22 protein-coding genes are annotated in these 19,899 nt (G+C 39.1%); all 22 read left to right on the top strand.

Going from position 1 to position 19,899, the window contains the following annotated elements; all coding sequences use genetic code 11:
• The first annotated feature begins 67 nt into the window (after positions 1-67).
• Positions 68-334, top strand: coding sequence for a hypothetical protein (locus T501_RS05270; RefSeq protein ID WP_026510820.1), 267 nt, complete (start codon positions 68-70; stop codon positions 332-334).
• Positions 331-1,746, top strand: coding sequence for a 23S rRNA (uracil(1939)-C(5))-methyltransferase RlmD (gene rlmD / locus T501_RS05275; protein WP_026510821.1), 1,416 nt, complete (start codon positions 331-333; stop codon positions 1,744-1,746). Before T501_RS05270 ends, rlmD begins: the two co-directional genes overlap by 4 nt.
• A 355-nt stretch (positions 1,747-2,101) precedes the next feature.
• Entirely contained in the window at positions 2,102-2,284 is a 183-nt protein-coding gene (locus tag T501_RS05280; RefSeq protein ID WP_044913718.1) for a hypothetical protein, read from the top strand.
• Positions 2,272-3,075: a hypothetical protein gene (locus T501_RS05285; protein WP_044913719.1), complete on the top strand. Its 804-nt coding sequence runs from the start codon at positions 2,272-2,274 to the stop codon at positions 3,073-3,075. The genes T501_RS05280 and T501_RS05285 overlap by 13 nt, the downstream gene beginning before the upstream one ends.
• Positions 3,076-3,115: 40 nt before the next feature.
• Positions 3,116-3,406, top strand: a complete 291-nt coding sequence (locus T501_RS05290) for a hypothetical protein (protein WP_050008151.1) — start codon at positions 3,116-3,118, stop codon at positions 3,404-3,406.
• 40 nt (positions 3,407-3,446) lie between these two features.
• The gene (locus tag T501_RS22665; RefSeq protein WP_242845486.1) at positions 3,447-3,722 is read left to right on the top strand and encodes a dTDP-4-dehydrorhamnose 3,5-epimerase family protein; all 276 of its coding nucleotides are present in this window, start codon (positions 3,447-3,449) and stop codon (positions 3,720-3,722) included.
• Positions 3,723-3,747: 25 nt separating this feature from the next.
• Positions 3,748-3,915, top strand: coding sequence for a hypothetical protein (locus T501_RS21235; protein ID WP_155994792.1), 168 nt, complete (start codon positions 3,748-3,750; stop codon positions 3,913-3,915).
• Between the two features lie 53 nt (positions 3,916-3,968).
• Positions 3,969-4,706: a GyrI-like domain-containing protein gene (locus T501_RS05295; protein ID WP_044913720.1), complete on the top strand. Its 738-nt coding sequence runs from the start codon at positions 3,969-3,971 to the stop codon at positions 4,704-4,706.
• Positions 4,707-4,806: 100 nt separating this feature from the next.
• Positions 4,807-4,968, top strand: coding sequence for a helix-turn-helix domain-containing protein (locus T501_RS20655; RefSeq protein WP_081843048.1), 162 nt, complete (start codon positions 4,807-4,809; stop codon positions 4,966-4,968).
• Positions 4,969-5,086: 118 nt separating this feature from the next.
• On the top strand, positions 5,087-7,549 hold the full coding sequence (locus T501_RS20030; RefSeq protein ID WP_050008152.1) for a fibronectin type III domain-containing protein: 2,463 nt from the start codon (positions 5,087-5,089) through the stop codon (positions 7,547-7,549).
• A gap of 282 nt (positions 7,550-7,831) precedes the next feature.
• Positions 7,832-8,122, top strand: a complete 291-nt coding sequence (locus tag T501_RS05305) for a hypothetical protein (RefSeq protein ID WP_044913721.1) — start codon at positions 7,832-7,834, stop codon at positions 8,120-8,122.
• A gap of 367 nt (positions 8,123-8,489) precedes the next feature.
• Entirely contained in the window at positions 8,490-8,795 is a 306-nt protein-coding gene (locus T501_RS05310; protein WP_044913722.1) for an alpha/beta hydrolase, read from the top strand.
• Positions 8,796-9,193: 398 nt separating this feature from the next.
• Positions 9,194-9,874, top strand: a complete 681-nt coding sequence (locus T501_RS05315) for a PBECR4 domain-containing protein (protein WP_044913723.1) — start codon at positions 9,194-9,196, stop codon at positions 9,872-9,874.
• 185 nt (positions 9,875-10,059) lie between these two features.
• A complete protein-coding gene (gene xerA / locus T501_RS05320; RefSeq protein ID WP_044913786.1) occupies positions 10,060-11,031 on the top strand; it encodes a site-specific tyrosine recombinase/integron integrase in 972 nt (323 codons plus the stop codon).
• A gap of 291 nt (positions 11,032-11,322) precedes the next feature.
• A complete protein-coding gene (locus T501_RS05325; RefSeq protein WP_050008153.1) occupies positions 11,323-13,197 on the top strand; it encodes an ABC transporter ATP-binding protein in 1,875 nt (624 codons plus the stop codon).
• Complete coding sequence (locus T501_RS05330) at positions 13,190-14,992, top strand: ABC transporter ATP-binding protein (protein ID WP_044913724.1); 1,803 nt, start codon at positions 13,190-13,192, stop codon at positions 14,990-14,992. Before T501_RS05325 ends, T501_RS05330 begins: the two co-directional genes overlap by 8 nt.
• Before the next feature lie 742 nt (positions 14,993-15,734).
• Complete coding sequence (locus T501_RS05335) at positions 15,735-16,589, top strand: hypothetical protein (RefSeq protein WP_026510996.1); 855 nt, start codon at positions 15,735-15,737, stop codon at positions 16,587-16,589.
• A 131-nt stretch (positions 16,590-16,720) separates the two neighbouring features.
• Positions 16,721-17,035 (top strand): zinc-ribbon domain-containing protein, encoded by a 315-nt coding sequence (locus tag T501_RS05340; protein ID WP_049945836.1) that lies wholly within the window; start codon positions 16,721-16,723, stop codon positions 17,033-17,035.
• A complete protein-coding gene (locus tag T501_RS05345; protein WP_026510997.1) occupies positions 17,019-17,453 on the top strand; it encodes a C-terminal helicase domain-containing protein in 435 nt (144 codons plus the stop codon). Before T501_RS05340 ends, T501_RS05345 begins: the two co-directional genes overlap by 17 nt.
• A 148-nt stretch (positions 17,454-17,601) precedes the next feature.
• Complete coding sequence (locus T501_RS05350; RefSeq protein ID WP_044913725.1) at positions 17,602-18,099, top strand: hypothetical protein; 498 nt, start codon at positions 17,602-17,604, stop codon at positions 18,097-18,099.
• A gap of 141 nt (positions 18,100-18,240) precedes the next feature.
• Complete coding sequence (locus T501_RS05355; protein WP_044913727.1) at positions 18,241-18,858, top strand: hypothetical protein; 618 nt, start codon at positions 18,241-18,243, stop codon at positions 18,856-18,858.
• A 167-nt stretch (positions 18,859-19,025) separates the two neighbouring features.
• Positions 19,026-19,892: an Abi family protein gene (locus T501_RS05360; RefSeq protein ID WP_044913729.1), complete on the top strand. Its 867-nt coding sequence runs from the start codon at positions 19,026-19,028 to the stop codon at positions 19,890-19,892.
• The last annotated feature ends 7 nt before the right edge of the window (positions 19,893-19,899 follow it).

A 19,899-nucleotide genomic window follows, 5' to 3' on the forward strand; every position in this document is an offset into this window, starting at 1 on the left:
ACGATGCTTGCACATCATATAAAAACACAAATGGTAACATAAATAACGTCCAGGAAAGGGGTAAGTAATGGAAAAGAACAGAATTGAAGATCTTCTTGAGGTGACCAGAATTAATGAACTTCTTGCAAAGAAAGAGGCAGCAAATGCTAAAAAGCCTGCAAATATAATTTTATGGTGTCTTGCAGTATTTGGAGCCATAGCAGCTGTTGCTACAATTGCTTACTTAGTATTTAACTATATGATGCCTGAGTACGAGGATGATTTTGATTATGACGATGACGATTTCGACGACTTTGATGACGACGATTTCGTTGATCTGGATATGGAGAAATGAAGAAAAAAGATATCGTAACAGGAAGAATTGTCCGGGTTGAATTCCCGAACAAAGGAATCATGGAGACACCTGATGGGAAGGTTATTGTAAAGAATACGCTTCCCGGACAAAAGGTGTCCTGTGTGATCATAAAAAACAGAAATGGCAGAGCAGAAGGCAGGCTATTGGAGATTCTCGAAGAGCCTATGGATGCTATAGAGAGTCCATGCATACATTTTGGAAAATGTGGTGGCTGCAGTTACCTTACCATGCCTTATGTCAAGGAACTGGGACTTAAAGAGCAACAGGTAAGGAGAATTCTTAATCCTATTTTGGAGAGGCAGACACAGAGTTATACCTGGGAAGGGATAAAGACTAGTCCGATCAAATTTGCCTACAGAAATAAAATGGAATTCACCTTCGGAGATGAGGAGCTGGGTGGGCCCCTCACTCTTGGCATGCACAAAAGAAACAGCATGCATGATATTGTAAGTGTCACCGGCTGCAGAATCGTTGATGATGATTATAGCCAGATACTTAGCGCAACACTTTCTTACTTTGGTGAATTATACAAGGCCGGCAAAGTTTCTTTTTACCATAGAATAAAACAAACCGGATATTTAAGACATCTTCTTGTCAGGAAAGCAGTACGGACAGGAGATATTCTGATCGATTTGGTAACCACTACTCAGGAGGATCATGATCTGTCTGATTATAAGGAGCTGCTGCTTACACTTGAGCTTACAGGACATATCGTAGGTATCCTTCACACTAAGAATGATTCTAAGGCCGACGCAGTTATTGATGAAGGAACAACAATCCTCTATGGTCAGGATTATTTCTTCGAGGAACTGTTGGGACTGAAATTCAGAATAACACCATTCTCATTCTTCCAGACTAATTCACTGAGTGCAGAAGTACTCTATGGAACAGTCAGAGAATACATTGATGGATTGTATGATAATACATCTGAGGATCCCGGAGACAAGATCATATTCGATCTGTATTGCGGAACCGGTACAATCGCTCAGATTATTGCACCTATTGCCAATAAGGTAATCGGTGTCGAGATAGTTGAGGAAGCTGTCGCAGCAGCTAAGGAAAATGCCGCAAGAAACCATCTCCTTGACTGCGAGTTCATAGCCGGTGATGTGCTAAAAGTCCTTGATGAAATTGAGGATAAACCAAACCTGATCATCCTTGATCCACCTCGCGAGGGAATCAATCCTAAGGCACTGAAGAAAATCATAGATTATGGCGTTAAGCACATGATCTACGTAAGCTGCAAACCCACTTCCCTTGCAAGGGATTTGGAGATACTTGCAGAGGGCGGCTATTATGTTCAGAGAGCTGTAGCCGTTGATCAATTCCCGTGGACGAATCATGTGGAGACTGTCGCCCTGTTAACGAAGACAAGCGGTAGCGAAGGCTGAGTGTTACAGGTGCGGTTGTTCTGGCGAGCCCCGCTTTTGGGGGGCGAGAGCAGAACTAATAATGTATTCAATTTGCAGTCCGCCCGTCTGGCGGACTGCTATAATTCTTTTTTCTATAAAATTGGCAGTAACATTTTTAGTCTATTCACTGCTAATATTTCCAGAAACCAATTTATGGCAGATGAAATTGCTGGGAGAATTCTGCTTATTTCTAGCTAAGTGGAATTATGGCAGTGTTTTTACCGATTCGCTTTTTATTGTTGCTTGCAACATCACTGCCAATTATTTAGGAACTCGATTTTCGGGCAGATTCCTGCTTGATTATTCCACTGCCTTAAATAGATGATGTCAGATATTGGCAGGACTACAGCCAATAATAGAACTGCCAGAAATTCAAGCTATTAGATATTGGCAGAGATTCAGCCAATTAAATAACACTGCAGTATTTCATATAAATCAAGGAAGAGCAGTGATCAATAATAAATACCTGATAACAAATAAAACAAAAATGAGAGGTAAAAAAACATGTATGGATTAAAGAAACTACTAACAATGGAAGAGGAGAGGCTTCAGAAACTAAAGCAGATAGTCGACCCACGACTGGATTTAGCGCCTGAAGGAAACCTTAGAATAACATCATCAGGTAAAATTGTGCAGTATATGCGATGCACAGATGAGAGTACAAAAAGTAAAACACAAGGCACGTACATTAAAAAAGAGAATAAGGATCTGATATTGAGTCTTGCTCAAAAAGGTTATGATCAGAAAATAAAGAGACTTGTAGATAAAAGACTTAAACAAATTCAAGCTCTCAATAAGGATTACGCCGATACAGAGATAGAGGCCATCTACAACAGGATGAATGACAAAAGAAAAAGCCTTGTAAAGCCTGTAGAGCCGACTTACGAACAACTTCTTACCCACTGGAAATCAGTCCCATACGTCGGGAAAGACTTTGAAGATGTTAAAACGGAAATCTACAGCAAAAAGGGTGAGAGAGTAAGATCCAAATCCGAGAAATTTCTTGCGGATATGTTCTACGACATGGGCATTGAGTATAAGTATGAATGCCCATTGCATCTAAAGGGATATGGTATAGTCTATCCCGATTTCACATTCTTAAGTAAAAAGACATATGAAGAGATTTATTGGGAGCATGAGGGAAGAATGGATGATCCTGAATATGTTGAAAAGGCCATCAGAAAAATAGACCAGTATACTAAGAACAACATAATTTCCGGGAAGCGCCTGATCCTCACCTATGAGTCATCAACATATGCACTCAATACAACTGTTGCAGAGATGCTGATCAGAGAACATTTGCTTTAAAATCGATGAGTACATGGATATAATAATGTGATATAAATTGATGTTACTTAACAAGATTCTTGTGCAAGAGCAGTTCAGGAATGAAAGGATTTCCGAGGCTACAACCAGACATCAGTTGGACGGGATACAGAGGATGTTTGCAAAGATTATCAAGGGAATGATGGATGAGGGGATAGTCGTAAAGGATGATCCGAAGTTACTTGCGGTAGAACTTACCGCACCGGCCGTTCTGCAGATTGCAAGGTCGGACAGACAACCGAAGTGTGAGAAAGAATGCATGGAATACATCGAAAAGCATCTGCGGCATTTTTGTAAGGTATATATGAGATAGGAAAAGCATAAAGGGCAGAGGGCAGGATTTTGTTGTTGATCTGAGAAAGGAATCGCCGACCTATCTTAAATGGGAGTCAATTGAACTGTCAGAAGAAAATGCTGTTGCGGTGCTGATCCCGGCGGGATTTGGGCACGCATTTATTTCTTTGCAAAATGATACGATACAACTTTATTCTGCGGACAGAAGCGGCAGCGACGCTCATTCATATCACATGAATTATAAAGACCCAATAATCGGTATTAAACTGCCAATATCTGTTTCCGAGATTTCAGATTACGATTTAAGAGCCCCTTTTGTTTCAGAAAGTTGCTAAGAATCGAAAATTGTAGGTAAGTGATGTGATAGTAGAAACCGACAGATTGATAATTAGAGATGTAGCCCCGCCGGATGGAGAGGCGTTCATTCATATGGCTTCTGATGGGAGCTTGAATGATGTAGGCTTTGACAAAGATTGTAGTTCCTGGAATAAGCCTTATGAAGAGAAAGATCTGACGGAGGGGTGCTGATCGTCCAGTGGACGATCGTTTAACACCGACTGAAACGAAGTGGAGAAAAGGCTATGGCGTTAGATTATAAGAAGGAATACAAAGAATTCTATATGCCGAAGGGCACGCCGTCTATCGTTACTGTTCCGAAGATGAATTATATCGCGGTCAGGGGCAGCGGAAATCCAAACGATGAAGACGGTGAGTATAAGCAGGCTATTGGTCTTCTGTATGGGATTGCGTTTACGATCAAGATGAGTAAAAAGAGTAATCGTCAGATAGACGGATATTTTGACTATGTGGTGCCACCGTTGGAAGGCTTCTGGTGGCAGGGAGCCGCTTCGGCGAAGCCGAATTTGAATGCGGCGACCGATATGCCGCCGACCGAAGGGAGGGGGCGATTCCTTGGAGAGGGTGTGTCCGGTATCGACTATGATCATAAAGAAGATTTTCAGTGGATATCAGTCATCCGCTTGCCTGATTTTGTATCGAAAGAGGATTTTGAGTGGGCTGTCAGGGAAGCTACAGCTAAGAAAAAACAGGATTTCTCAAAGGTTGAGCTTTTCACCTATGATGAAGGTCTGTGTGTGCAGTGCATGCATATCGGATCTTATGATGATGAACCTGCTACGGTAGAAGCAATGCACAGGTTTATGGAAGAGCAGGGATATGTTCTTGATATTACGGATCAGAGAATGCACCATGAGATTTATCTGAGCGATGCAAGGAAAGTCGCACCGGAAAAACTGAAAACTGTGGTCAGGCATCCAATCAGAAAGAACTCCGACGATACAGTAAAAGTGATGAGGTAAATGGCTATGGGCCTACAATTTGTAAAAGCAAGTACTTCTGATGCCACATTTTTTGTGATGTAAGGCTAAAAAGATAAAGGAACTGCGCGAAAGCACCGGAATGAATCACAGGGAGTTTTGTGAGTACTTTGATATCCCTTATAGAACTGTCACGGAATGGGAACGTGATATGCGCCATGCTCCGGACTATATAGTAAGGCTTTTGGAGTACTACATAAGAATGGAAAAGATGTTTAAAAAGGATGAGGACGATAAGATATAATTGGCGAGAACAATTGGCTGGAGGTAATTAGAAATCACATAGTGCCCTTATTTACTTTAATTTCGATTTCCTCTATAATATCCCCTTAAGGGGAATTTTATTAAGGGGAATTAATGGTATGAAAAAAATGTCACAACGTCACTTGGGCCTGATACTCATCATGGCCTTCTTTAGCTTGTCTGCTATGTTTTTTCCAAACAAAGCAAAAGCTGCAAATGATGGTAGAAACATCTACTGGATCGATGCCACAGAAAACAGCATTACAGTAGACTGGACCGAAGCTGCCGATTACGAATACAAGAGGAAAAGAGCTGAATACCCAAGCGGTTATTTCGATTATTTTGATGTAGTCATTTATGATCCGGATGACGGAAAATCGCACGCTTTAAATGGTCCCGGAAGTGGTGCTGTAAGAGTTGGTGGTTCTACAAGACAGTACACATTTACAGGTCTACAGTCTGATAAAAACTACTATGTAAATGTCGAATACTATTTTAGATACGCACCCGGCAGTCCGTCAGTTTCTATGTGCAATATTACTCTCGGAAGAGTTTGCACTTCCACAAAGCCGAAGGAACTTCCTGTTCTCGGCGCTACGGGAACAACCGCTACGGTGGATTACCGAGGTCTTATAAAGGAACTGAAGAATGAACTTCAGGACAAGACAAGACCCACCATCACCTATTATCTGGGCTACGGGGACCAGGCAAACGGAAAAGATAATGCCTTAAAAACCGCAAAGGCAATGATCGGAAAAAAGACGCATCGTCTGAACGATTCCCAGGGTAACTACATGCTGAGGGGTCTTTCTCCGAACCATACTTATACCGTTGTAATTGGAGCAAAGATTAGTTATACCGACGGAAAAACAGGTAAAATAATGCTTCGCTATTTTCAGAACGATGCCGTAACCACCACCGGGGAGGATGATAGCACAAAATATCAGAAAGCAGAGTATGTCCCGCTCGATACATCAACCTATGATTCTGCCGGATATAATAAGTATTTGATAAGCTCATCCTATAGTGGCGCAACTATATGGATGAATCCTACCGTAACGGAAAACTCTATTACTGTAGACTGGTCATCAAACAGTGATGAAAGCACTGTAATAAGCCCCGCTAATGGGCAGAGCAATATACAGCTCATGTGCGTTGAATGTGCAAACTATGATCCCGTCGCTGACAAACGTCAGTATGGTTACCAGTCTAATTACGGACCAAATTTCAGAGAGGCCATGAAAAAAATTGAATCCTCTCCGATAAAAGTCAAAAACGGAGACACAAGTTATACCTTTTCAGGTCTGAAAAACAACACTACATACATGATTATTATGAAATGCGGTTTTTCAAACAAATCCAGAAAAAAAGATACTGTATACGCATACACCAAAAATATCACAACACATTCAGGTGAAAAATATACTTCCATAGGAACACAGGTAAAGAATTCCTGTAACAATGCCTATATGTACGATGTGACACTATCGCGAAACGGAAAAACCGCTGAGCTCGACTGGACATCAGCACTGCAGCAGTTCCTGAATCAGGATGTGCTGAAGGGATATTATCCAAGAAGCAACTCTTATAACTACAATTACCAGACTTTGTTTTCAATAGGATATGCTGCTCTTCCTGATACTTACAGCAGAGATGCAGTGCTTCAAAGTTATAAGGCAGCGCTTAATATGGCAAAAGACTCCAGGAATTATCTGGCTTTGAATGTTGAGGATTCATATAGTAACTACAAATTATATGATCTTGATCCTGATAAAAAATATGTATTTGCTATTTCCTTCAATCCTGTTTTCTATGTATGCGGAGAATCTGTATATATCTATGATCAGGTATTTTACGCTGATGAAAAGGGCATAAACTATTACAAAGCCAAGAAGCTTGGCACTCCATATGATGAGTCAGAGGTCAAGAAGCCGGAGCCTAAACCCGAGCCTCAGCCAGAACCAACTCCGGAACCTCAGCCGGAGCCTAAACCCGAGCCTCAGCCGGAACCAACTCCGGAACCTCAGCCCGAGCCTAAGCCCGAACCGAAGCCTGAGGTAAAGTCGGAGAATCCTGAGGAAAAGCCTTCTGATACAAAAACTGAAAATGGCAGTAATGAGAGCCAGGAAAACGGCCAGGATAAACCTGCAGAAGTCACTCCCGAAAAGTCTGAATCAGGTAATTCTGAAAAAGCTTCCGAGACTGCTTCAAAAGAATCGGTTACCCCTGTGGATACCGCTTCAAATGAGTCCGTAAGCGGTACTGACAGCATTAAGAAATCAGCTAAGAAATCAACTAAGGCAATTATAACTTCAGACAAGACAATGCTTTCAGCCCGCAAGCTTAAGAAAAAAGCTCAGACAGTTACCTTGTCAGTAGATAACTCAAAAGGAAAAATAACTGTCAAAAACCTTACAAAGAAGAAGCTTGCCGATAACGCCGAAATAAAGATAAAAGGAAGAAAGATCACCATCAAATTCAAGAAGGGCGCCGCTAAGGGAACCTATAAATTCAAGGTTACAGTCGGAGCCAAAGGCAAAAGCAAAAAGACAACCTCTACTGTAAAAGTAGTCGTGAAATAAAAACGAAAGGGCGCGGCCTAAGCCGCGCCTCTTCTTTTTCGTAAACATTTTGTACTTTGATCAGCCACCGTGTGTCTGATCGTCGCATTAGAATCTCCCCCTCACCGGAAATCTTAATGTTGTAATAACTATATCACCGACTGTCCTACAAAACGTCGTCAAGATATCCTTCGGTTGCACTCGCCCAGGTATAGGAGTTCATGTACTCTCCCCTGAAGCTGTCAATTGCTTCCTTATCTTTATCCAGAAATGAGTCTCAATATATAAGAAAAACAGAAAGAGTTGTTAGAGCTTGCCCAGGCAAGGAAAGATTATTCGAAATTAGCGGAGGAGATAGAAAAGCTCAAAGCTGATAAGAAAGAGCTGATGGTTGATAAGGCAATGAATGAAGGAGTTAAGAGAAAAGTTGCAGAGATGGAAAAATTCCTTCGGGAGGTTCCAACAGAGGTCACAGAGTTTGATGATATTATGGTTAGACGCTACATCAAGGAGATCAAGATTTATGATGACAGGTTTCAGATAATCCTTAAGGCTGGAATAGATATAGATGTACCAAGAAAAAATACAAAATAAAAGGTAGATAAAGCTCAGGAAATAAGCCTCCTGGGCTTTATTTTTTTGCGAGTAAAGATTAGAATGAACATATTGTATAGACAAAACTGGATGTAAGCTTTAATTTCAGATAATATGATATTGAAAAAGAAAAAAATTGTTTATAAGAATAGAAAATCAATGAATGAGATGCATGAGTTTTATGATGAAACTCTTGCATCTTTGAATGTTCCTTACGTTGATAGCTATATAAGGACAAGTTTTGGCAGAACGCATTCTTTGCTTGTGGGAGATCCGGGGAAGCCGAGAATATGCACGATCCACGGCGGCAATGGGATCACGACACTCAATCTCAAACTTTTCCTGCCGTTGCTGAAGGATTCAGTGCATGGGCGGAAAGGGCGATGAGGACTGGCGGAGATTTTTCAATCTGATGATGTCAGGATATAAGATGGAAATGCGTCCTCCGAGGGAATATAAAAAGGATGAACTTAAATGCATCAGATCTCCGCTTCTTATTATTGCATCGGATAATGATATTTTCTTTCCGGCGGACAGGGTATTCAAAAAGGCAAAGGAAATATTTTGTAAATGCTCTGTGCACTGTGTAAGGATTAAGAGTAAGCATTTGCCATCGGAGAAGGTAATGATCAAAGTTTGCAACAAAACCACAGAATTTTTTTTGAATACGTAATACAAGTAAAGTTAACTTCCAGTTTAATGTGGTCGTTAATTGCTTCACATCCGGTGCATAAAATGTATAAAAATACATTTTAGATAACACAAAAAGGTATTCATGATCGACTAATTTTAGAATTTTTGGAGAAAATGTACATTGTTTTTATGGATGAGCCGATATATGATATAGGTAAGAAAAGGCAGAAGCCTTGGTGGGTTGACACCTAAAATCTGATATTTTTTCCGGACGTAGGTGCCGGAGGTTGGCAGGCAACGGAAAAACCTGATATTATCCAGACATAGGTGCTGGAGGTTGGCAGACAACGGAAAAATCAACCACTAAATGGGAATGTTCACTGCTGCGGCGATGACATTCCCATTTTAAATTTGTAGTATAAGGATTTGCAAGCATAGATGGACAAGAAAAAAGCAATATCAGTGATAACAAAAGCGGCTAAACTTTATCACGAGAATCTTGAAGACCAGAAGGTGCTGTTTGTATATGGTGTTCCTGCCACAATCAACAAGCAGATTGCTCAGAAGGCTGAGATAATAACAGACTTACAATTTTATGAAGTTGTGTTTCACAGATCTAATTTCCTGCATTTGACAGGCGTTATCATCAATAAGGAGACGACGGCTTCATCAATCAACTTTTATGAGAAGTGCATAGATGGAAGGTTATCAGAAGATGATTTCATGCTGTCGAGAGATGGTACTACTGAGCAGAAATTAGATGTTATCGAGAGTATGATGAATCTCAAGAAAGTAGCATCCATGATAGGAGAATTCACAGATCACGGACCTAAGCTGTATTCTGAGAAAGTAGCTGGAAACGTGTGCGCATGTATGGGCTTTGTCACAGATGGCTATACAAAGCTGAATGTGCCTAATACGCTTTTGAAGAAAGATATTAGGGACGTATCTTCCAAGCCACAACAGAAGGTATTTGCTGTAATGAGCAAGGAGTATACTGACGATAAGTACTCTGTTATCGAAAAATGTGATAAAACTCTTGAACTTATCAAGGTGAGCGGAATACTTGACTATGCAGATATAAAAAAAGAAAACTGTGCAGATGGCAACACAACTTAATTGAAATGAGTTTTAAGGAGCTTCACGATGCTGAGGTTCCTTTTTTATAGTATGAAAATGGCATTTTTGATATTTTCAAATGAATATATGAGATAAAAGTTCATATAATGGTTTTAAAATGCAGAATGGCAAATTTCGTTCCATGATTCATTATAATGACCTCAGAAGGAGGTACATTACCTATGATGAATCAGGAAACTATTAACTTTATCTTGCAGAGAATGGTAGTATTTCTGGACAATGCTCAGATGCTCAAGCTAAAGGATATCCTGGACGAGATAGCCAGGCAGGAAGATACAACTCTGTTGTCGAAGAGCTCTGAGGAGCTTCTGGAAATGTTCCTCGCTACCAAGAGACTGGAGGGCAGGTCGGAAAACACACTTTTTCTCTACCGCTTCAATATTGGAAAAATGCTTGAAAAAGCCGAGAAGAATGTTTGCGTCATGAATACTGATGATGTACGCAGTTATTTATCTTCTTATCAGGAAAACAATGGTGTGAGCAAAGCCACAGTAGACAATGTGAGAAGAACTCTATCCAGCTTCTTCAGATGGTTAGAAGATGAAAACTATATTTTCAAGAGTCCAATGCGCAGAATTCACAAGATAAAAACGTCTGTTACAGTTAAGAAAACGTATTCAGATGAGGAACTGGAGCGTCTACGGGATAAATGCAAAGCTCTCAGAAACCTTGCCATAATAGATATGCTAAACTCAACAGGGGTGCGCGTTAGCGAACTTGTTAGTCTCGATATTGATGATATAGATTTTGAAGAACGCGAGTGCATTGTTCTGGGAAAAGGCGATAAAGAACGCATAGTCTATTTTGATGCAAGAACAAAGATACATCTTCAAAAGTATCTGAAGATGCGCAATGATCCAAATCCTGCACTGTTTGTAAGCACAAGAAGCCCGCATCATAGATTAAAATCTGGTGGTGTAGAGATAATGCTGAAGAAGATGGGAAAGCAGACCAATGTAACCCACTGCTACCCTCATAAGTTTCGCCGCACTATGGCCACCACTGCTATAGATAAAGGAATGCCCGTAGAGCAGGGGCAGAGATTACTTGGTCACGACCAAATTGATACGACCATGCAGTACGCCATGGTAAAACAGAGCAACGTAAAGATTTCACATAAGAGATATATCGGATAGTGCATTGTTCTATATTAATTGGCTTTTTGTGTTGTATTAAAAAGCAGGAAGAGTATGGTATAGCGTATGGGGTTTTAAGGAGCTTCACGATGCTGAGGCTCCTTTTAGAAGCAATCGACTTGAAAAATTGATAGCAAAATATGAACATAAGATATGAAAAAGTGAGTAGAGTGCTAATTCCTTTTTGACATATAATTAACATGCGTCATTTATATATGTCTTCTTACGGCAAAAAGTGGAAAAAACCGTGGGAATCTATATTGCGATTATGGACAAAAAGGGGTAGACATCATGGAAATCGAATATAAAGAAAGCAAAGATAACCCGCTTCACAGAGAATATGGGATATGGAGCAACACAGTCTATATATTAAAGAAAATGTGGCAATATAAGCCTGGAGTTCTCTTTCTGGTTATTCTTGGAATTGTATGTAATTCCGTCTTATCGTATTTCTGGGGAATTTTTGGAAAATACGTCATCGATATTATCCAACTTGGATTAAGCAGGCAGGAAGGAATACGGCAGCTTGCTAGGCTCATGCTGGTAGCTGGAAGCATAAATCTCGTCCTGAATTTTGGAAGAGCATTATCAGATAACAGAGTCTGGTTCAACCTCATAGACATTCGAATGAGAATGATCACAGAAAGAATTGCCAAGGTACTAACGCTGCGCTACGAACTTATTGAAAGACCGGATGTACTTGATATTGCAGAGCGTGCAACGAGGGCAACTAATTCTGATGACAACGGTGTACAGGGTATGATGCAACTAATGAGGCAGGTTTTAACAAGTGCGTTTACACTTGTTGTCACTTTTGCTGCTATTCTGATTCTTGATTACAGGCTTATCATAGCGCTTATCATTCTTGGACTATTACAGTTTCTTTATTACAGAAAAATAGTCAGAGTTGATAAAGAAGAGGTGTGGGATAAGATGTCTCCCGCATCCCGCAAATCAGAATATATGACCAGGATTACTCAGGATTTTGACTTTGCCAAGGATATAAGACTCTTTGGACTGAGCGATTTTTTGTCCGGTAAACAGGAAGAAGTAAATAAAGAAACAATTGAAAAAATGGATCTTCACCGCGATCTGTGGTATAAGCATGCCTTTGTTGTTCAGATAGCTTATGTCATTATAAAGGGGCTTATTTATGCAACTCTTTTTGTGGCTGTGTTTAAAAAGAACCTCTCAATTTCTGATTTTACTATGTTCTTATCGCTGGCAATGGCTTTTTCCTCTGCGCTATTAAATTTCTTGCAGAGATTTGGCGATTATAAAAAAGCTTCTCTCGAGGTTGATGACTTCAGGTCATTTTTATCTCTTGATCTTGATATGGATGAAAGCATGTGTATTCTTATTCCTGAGGCAGATAACTACGAGATTGAATTTAAAAATGTCTCCTACAAGTATTATAAAGCAGACAATTACTCCTTAAAGAACCTGAATTTGAAGATAAGTGCCGGAGAAAAGCTTGCAGTTGTCGGTCTTAACGGGGCAGGCAAGACCACTATGATAAAGCTCCTTTTAAGATTGTATGAACCGACAGAAGGCAGCATTACTCTTAATGGCATAGACATCAGAAAATTCAAAAGAGAAGATTATTACAAACTGTTTGCACCTGTTTTCCAGAATATTGAAATATTTGCTTTTAATATAGCGGAAAATATCGCTATGCTAAGTGGCGATGACCTTGATAAGGAAAAGGCTTTAAATTGCGCAATAGAAGCAGGGCTGGAAGAAAAGATTGCATCCCTGGTAAAGGGCATCGATACGCCTCTTACAAATATCATGGAAGATGATGGCATTGATATGTCTGGCGGTGAAAGGCAAAAGCTTGCTTTGGCAAGAGCTCTTTATAAGGGCGGCAAATTTGTAGTTCTTGATGAGCCAACCTCAGCACTTGATGCTATAGCAGAGCAGAAGCTTTATGAACGTTTTGATGAAATGATAGGAAAAAAATCAGCGGTATATATCTCACATAGACTGGCATCAACCAGGTTCTGTGATAGGATTGCCATGTTTGAAAATGGCTCTCTGGTAGAGCTTGGAACTCATGAGCAGCTCATGGAGCAAAATGGAAAATATGCAGAAATGTTTAATGTTCAGGCTCAGTATTATCGTGAAGACGAGACTGCAGAAAGCGAGGTGAAAAAAGTTGGCTGATAAGAAAAAAGAAACCACTTTAAAGAAAATAATTTCTGTTATCCGTGTCTTGTTTGGTACTGCCGCCAGAAAATATCCGCTTTTCTTTGTATGGGAGAGCCTTAAGACTATTATTTCCATTGCTCAGCCGTTTATTGCCATAATGATCTCGCCCATGATAGTAGATGAGATTGTAGGAGAGCGAGATCTTAAGAAACTGATATTCTACGCAGCAGCTCTTATAATTGGCGAATTTATCGCAGCAATGCTGATTGAAAAAAGTAATGCGGTTCTTGGCAAATATCAGGAAAGACTTTCATGCTATTTCGACGTTCTTTTGGGCAAACAAACTATGGAACTTGATTTCCAGCTTACTGAAGATAAGGAAGCACTTGATCAGCTGCAGAAAGCCAAGACCGGTATGAGCTGGTACTCAGAGGGAGTCTATGGTGTAGCGGAGCAGGTATTTATGTTTGTCGGGAACCTCATCAAAATGGCAGGTCTTGTCACGGTTATAATCCTACATGCTCCTATCCTTCTGTTGATGCTGGCTATATATACTGTTTTTCATTTTGCACTTACAACCAAGATCAACAAATTTGCGGTAACTACATTTAATAAACTTTCCAAGTTTAATAACATGTTTGGATACTTTGCCTGGGAAGTGGTAGATTCCCGATATGGAAAAGATATAAGACTGTATGATGCCAAAAATCTAATGCTGAGAGCCTGGGAAGGAAATACGAAGAAGACAATAGGAATGTGGAAATGGCAAGCTGATAAGGAGCTTCCATACAGCTTTTTACTTGAAATTGCAGTATTTGCAGAGTCAATGTTTACATACTTTTATGTTGCACTTCTTGCGATAAGTGGAGCTTTCGGAATAGGTATATTCACTCAGCTTATTGCAGCAGAGGGTTCTCTTGAAAATACACTGTTTAATCTTGTATGGAATATTACAGAGCTTGTTAAGAGATGCAATTATGCTTATGAATACGTTGTTTTCATGGATTATCCTGCTGCGCTGCCTAAGGGTGATAAGCATATTGAGAAAAAAGATCATGAGATTGAATTTAGACATGTCTCTTTTGCATATCCAAAAACAGACAGGAAAATACTTGATGATCTCAGCATAAAGATAAGACCAGGCGAACACCTTTCAATAGTTGGTCTTAATGGTGCCGGCAAGACAACATTCATAAAGCTTTTGTGCAGACTCTATGACCCGACTGAGGGAGAAATTCTTGTGGATGGGGTAAACATCAAGGAATACGATTACAAAGAATATATGCAGCAGATAGCGCCTGTTTTTCAGGATTTCAAGCTCTTTGCTTTTAGCATGGGCGAGAATATTGCATTTGATAAGGCTGGTAACGCAAAAATTTCTAAATATACAGATCTTGTTGGACTCAAAGACCTATTAGGAAAACTAGATAACGGCCTAAAAACCAATATTTTCAAATACTTCGATGAAAAGGGCATAGAGCCTTCAGGTGGAGAACAGCAGAAAATTGCTATTTCAAGAGCTCTTTTCAAGGAATCTCCAATCGTTATCCTTGATGAGCCTACAGCTGCGCTTGATCCGCTGGCTGAGTATGAGGTATATAAACAGTTCCATACTCTTGTTGGTGGAAAGACTGCTGTTTATATTTCTCATAGGCTATCAAGTTGCAAATTCTGTGACAAGATTGCAGTATTCTTCGAAGGTCACATAGCAGAATATGGAACACATGATGAGCTTATAAGCATTCCTTCTGGAATTTACGCAGAAATGTTTGAAGCTCAAGCAAAATACTACATAAAGGAAAGCGCATAAAGTAAATGTTTTCGAAAGAGATTGATGCAGGAAAGAGTGCGATTCAGTTAGCGCTGTCAAAGGCGAGAAATATATGGCTATGAACAGCTGAATATTTATTCGATTTTTGAAGTAAAATGGGCTCTTTTTATACGATAAAGGAAAAAGTGTATCGTCAATTATATCGGAATTTAATGGAGCCTTCGTAAATGACCAGGTATAGTATATTGAAGAAACGGAACTTTATGGTGTTTTCAAAACTAGGTTCATTTTAAGGCCTATCGTTAAAAGGTGAAATGTGTTCAAAGCCAGTATTTATCGTGCTTTAGAGCTGCTGGATGCCATGTAGAGAATGTAGTGTTGCTCACTAAGACAACCGCATAACCATGCGGGTTTGCGGGCAATTTACAAGGAAACAAATCGACTAAAATCGAAGCAAAAATTATGTACTTTTAGCGGACGATGAAGCTAAGGGGATATGGAATAATACATATCTGCGGACGTCTCTGTTGTACGCTGATAAGATAGAATTTGAATATGTACGCTGATATGTAGGATTTAAGTCCGCCGAGAGGTTAGGATGAAAATGGTAGATATTGGCGGACGGATTATGAGCTAAAACCTGTAGGCATTGTCTACAGGTTTTTTGTATTGATGAAAGGCATAGAAATTTAATTGCTTATTATTAAAAACATAACAAGAAGGTGAGATAATAATGGTGTACTTTTATATGACCATATTTTTTGTCGAGGAATGAAAGCATATGAGACTTGAGGAATACATTTTAAAGAGAAAAAAAGAGGACGGGATTAACGAGTTTGATCGAGACAAAAGAGCGGAGAATACGCGTATTTGCGTGAACTACGTGTTTGAATATTTCAATAATTATCTTGAAACTACAGCTGGCGAGGAAAGAACCATTTTACATGATGAAAAGATTGAAAAATATGCGAGGACTTTGAGTAAGTATTCTGCTGAAATACAGGAATGGCTAGTGGATATGTATTCATCATACGGAAGATACTTGAATCAAACACTGCCTAGGCTCATAAATGATCCTTACTTTCTTATATATGATTCCGAGGCTGAGTTTAGGGCATTATCCTATGAACTGTATCCAAAAGTAATAAAGAAGTATGATTTTATGAAAACACAGTCTGAGATGCTATTTCGTTTTATAAAAGATGAACACCATGCACGAAGCTTAATTTCAGATGAAATAGCTCCACCGCATATAACGGATAGTATTGATGAATGGATTAGCAAAACATATCTTAAGTACGGTGTGAATATGTATGATTTTTGCTCTGAATACATATTTGAGTTTTTGGAGGAACCAGATAGATGGCCTAAGGCTCATAAAAAACGATCAGAATACTATGAGGAATACAGTAAGTCTGATTCGAAGTACAAGATGTCAAAGTCCTTTTTGTACGACTATGATTTTAAACAAAAAAGCAATCTGTTTGGATTAGACTCGCTTTATAGAGAAATGCCAAAGAAACCATTTGTGAAAGGCAAGAAGCAAGAGATAGAATGCGTATTTATGTACATTTATTGTCATGAATGGGCAAATGAAGAACAGTACTGGGAAGAATACTCTGAGAAGATGATCTGACAATTTGGTTGCGGAGATAGATATTGTGGCTAAGACACACCAACAGTATGAAAATGTAATAAAGCAGATTAACCCTGATGTAGAAAAAAGTTGTTATTGACACTTATAGTAGGATTAAAAAGGCGGTTTTTATGATAGAAAGAGTGGAGAAAGGTGTAAATGATTTGGCTACGGTAGCACCGGATGTTGCGGAACAATGGCATCCAACCAAAAATGGGAATTTGCTTCCTTCTGAGGTTGCGGCTGGTAGCAATAAAAAAGTATGGTGGATGTTTCCGTATGATGACCCTGTCACAGGAAAGCATTTTGATTTCGAATGGGAAGCAACGATATCCAATCGAGTTGGTAGAAAAAGTGGTTGTCCATTTTTGAAGACTAACTCTAAAATTTGGTCTGGTTTTAATGATTTGGCCACGGTGGCACCAGATATTGCAACCGTCAAATGACTGGCCTATTCCAACAGAAGAATTATCGGATAGACCAAAGATCTATAATGAGGATGAATGTCAGATAGTTGCTGACTTGGTGAAGCAGATTATTAGCGAGGGAAATCCAAATACAACAGTTGCTGTAATTGCACCATATCGTGCCCAGATATCATCTCTGCGAAAGGCGTGTATTAATTCGGATCGTGTAAAAATAGACACAGTGGATGGCTTTCAGGGAAAGGAAAGCGATGTTGTGATTTTTTCGGTTACCAGAACTAAGGGCTCATATAGATTCCTTGCTGATGATAGGCGGATCAATGTTGCGCTATCTAGAGCCAGAGATAAGATATTCATTGTTGGCAATCAAGAGTATTCTGAGAGGGACCCGCTATTGAAAACAATTATGGGAAAATGCAAAATTATAGAATGGCAATAAATAAGCGGTTAGCAGCGTAAAAAGTAATTTCAAACATATGGAAGTGTGCGAAAACTGATAATAGTTGACTAATACCTCCTTCAGAGTGACGTATAGTATGCCCATTACGTGGGGCAAACACTATATGTTCAGATAAGGAGGTATCACAATGACAGAAGCAATGGCGCGCCAGATAACGCAGTTAAGAATGAAAGGCCTTGGCTACAAATCAATAGGTATTGTAGTAGGAATTTCTCGTGAGAATGTCAGGTATTTTTATAAGACACATGGCCTTGTAGGAGATATTGAGCAGATTAAGGCAACCGTCAAAGATGAGAATGCACCTAGCAGATGCAAATTCTGTGGTAAAAGGATCGAGAGAAATCCTAAATCCGGAAAGAAGCTCTTTTGTTCAGATGAGTGCCGAAGAGCATGGTGGAAGCAACACCCGGAGAAAAGTATACATTCCCAAGAGGCTACTTATACTTTTGAGTGTGCTTACTGCAAGAGGTACTTTTCAGCATATGGGAATAAGTTTAGAAAGTATTGTAGTCATGATTGCTATGTTATGGACCGTTTTTGGAAGAATGGCAGTTTGAATCATGTGGTGCCCAAGTCGAAGATCAGGGCAGGAATTAAGGATATTGTTTTAGAAGCGTCACGATAATTGCATAATAATCGTGACAAGTAGAATAATAGATATTTGAAAAAGTCTGCATCATAAGGTGTGGGCTTTTTTACTTGCAATATATTTTGAATGGTCATATTATAAAAATGAAAATAACAATTTCAAAAACATGAGGGGATTATGGTAATTGATTATTTGATTGAGAACTTTACAGATGGTGAGCCCATTTTTCTTGAAGAAATACCTACAAATTCCAAGGATTATCTAAGGCAGGAGATGAAGAAGCTTGTTGATGAAGGCAGGTTGGAGCGACTTTATAACGGCGTTTACTATCTTCCATATGTTACAAGCCTGGGAACAAAGGGAAAAATATCTGTAGAAAAGTATATCGATAAGAAGTATCTGAATTCTGGTGGTGCTATTTCTGGATATGTTACAGGACTGCAACTGGCAAATCAATATGGCTTTACTTCACAAAATCCAGCTTGCTATGAAATTTGCAGCAATGAAGCTACTACTAAGCAGAGAAAACAGGACTTTGACGGTAATGCCATTATTGTGTACAAGCCTGTTGACACTATTACTGAGAGAAATGTATCTGCTCTCCAGTTCCTTGATCTGATGACAAATATTGACAAATACAGCGAGATCAGCGGTGGAGAGCTGTTGAAGAAATTGAAAAAGTATGTTAATACAACAAGACTGGATTTTTCGGTAGTAAAGGAATATTTACGTTTTTACCCTGACAGAGTATATAGGAACATATATGAATCTGGCTATATGAGGGAATTGGTGTGAGGACTAATTGCTTGTGAGCAGTTCGTCAGATAAACTACACAATATATCCGACGACAGAAAAATTTTATTGAAAAAAAAGTAGCTTTTGTTATAATGAAACTAACAGGAGCTCCCACACCTCTCTTTGAAGTGTCCAATGGGAGCACATTTTTATTTTAGGGGTTATTATGCAACTTAAAAAGTCTAAGACTTATAAGGAGCAGGTTGAAATATTAAGAAATAAGGGACTTAAAATTCAGAACAGTGGCAATGTTATTTCTTTTCTCAATCATGTTAACTATTATAGGTTTTCGGGATATTTTCTTCCGTTTATTTCAAAAACAGACAAAAAATTTCATGATGGTACAAGCTTTGAGCAATTAGAGAATATATATCATTTTGACTCAGAATTAAGAAAGCTGATAATGGGAACAATAGATGAAATAGAGATATACTTGAAATCTCAGATTTCGTATTACCATTCTCAGAAGTATGACGCAGAAGGTTATACAGATAGTGCAAATTACAATAGCAAACATAATCATAATGCTTTTTTGCAACGTGTATCAACCTGTATAACTGAAAACCAGCGTACTCTTGTTGTTAAGCACCATATGAATAATTATGGCGGTCATTTTCCAATATGGGTATTGATTGAGTATTTTTCTATTGGAATGCTTTCATATTTTTATCGTGATCTACCTAATATAGATAAAGCGACTATTGCACAAGATACATATGGTGTGAATTATCAGGTACTTGATAGTTGGTTTAGGTGTCTTACTGATTTACGAAATAAATGTGCTCATTATTCTAGATTGTATTATTGGATATTTACAGCGTTACCAAGGATGCCACAAGGCGAAAAATATTTACCTACAAGAAGATTATTTGCTCAGCTATATATGCTGAAACTTATGTATCCAGATCATAAAAGATGGAATGATGAATTTGTAAAACCGTTGGCGAAACTAATGAGGAAGTATAAATCGGACATAGTGAAGGCGCATATTGATTTTCCATATAAATGGAAATCTATGCTGTTGTATAAATGATGTCCGC

It is taken from the genome of Butyrivibrio sp. WCE2006 (assembly GCF_000701985.1).
Taxonomy (GTDB): Bacteria; Bacillota; Clostridia; order Lachnospirales; family Lachnospiraceae; genus Butyrivibrio.

Bases quoted from the DNA above. Each gene is read 5' to 3' on its own strand.
- T501_RS05270 (WP_026510820.1), top strand. From the start codon at position 68: ATGGAAAAGAACAGAATTGAAGATCTTCTTGAGGTGACCAGAATTAAT.
- rlmD (WP_026510821.1), top strand. From the start codon at position 331: ATGAAGAAAAAAGATATCGTAACAGGAAGAATTGTCCGGGTTGAATTC.
- T501_RS05285 (WP_044913719.1), top strand. From the start codon at position 2,272: ATGTATGGATTAAAGAAACTACTAACAATGGAAGAGGAGAGGCTTCAG.
- T501_RS05290 (WP_050008151.1), top strand. From the start codon at position 3,116: ATGTTACTTAACAAGATTCTTGTGCAAGAGCAGTTCAGGAATGAAAGG.
- T501_RS05295 (WP_044913720.1), top strand. From the start codon at position 3,969: ATGGCGTTAGATTATAAGAAGGAATACAAAGAATTCTATATGCCGAAG.
- T501_RS20655 (WP_081843048.1), top strand. From the start codon at position 4,807: ATGAATCACAGGGAGTTTTGTGAGTACTTTGATATCCCTTATAGAACT.
- T501_RS20030 (WP_050008152.1), top strand. From the start codon at position 5,087: ATGAAAAAAATGTCACAACGTCACTTGGGCCTGATACTCATCATGGCC.
- T501_RS05310 (WP_044913722.1), top strand. From the start codon at position 8,490: ATGGGCGGAAAGGGCGATGAGGACTGGCGGAGATTTTTCAATCTGATG.
- T501_RS05315 (WP_044913723.1), top strand. From the start codon at position 9,194: ATGGACAAGAAAAAAGCAATATCAGTGATAACAAAAGCGGCTAAACTT.
- xerA (WP_044913786.1), top strand. From the start codon at position 10,060: ATGAATCAGGAAACTATTAACTTTATCTTGCAGAGAATGGTAGTATTT.
- T501_RS05325 (WP_050008153.1), top strand. From the start codon at position 11,323: ATGGAAATCGAATATAAAGAAAGCAAAGATAACCCGCTTCACAGAGAA.
- T501_RS05335 (WP_026510996.1), top strand. From the start codon at position 15,735: ATGAGACTTGAGGAATACATTTTAAAGAGAAAAAAAGAGGACGGGATT.
- T501_RS05340 (WP_049945836.1), top strand. From the start codon at position 16,721: ATGATAGAAAGAGTGGAGAAAGGTGTAAATGATTTGGCTACGGTAGCA.
- T501_RS05350 (WP_044913725.1), top strand. From the start codon at position 17,602: ATGACAGAAGCAATGGCGCGCCAGATAACGCAGTTAAGAATGAAAGGC.
- T501_RS05355 (WP_044913727.1), top strand. From the start codon at position 18,241: ATGGTAATTGATTATTTGATTGAGAACTTTACAGATGGTGAGCCCATT.
- T501_RS05360 (WP_044913729.1), top strand. From the start codon at position 19,026: ATGCAACTTAAAAAGTCTAAGACTTATAAGGAGCAGGTTGAAATATTA.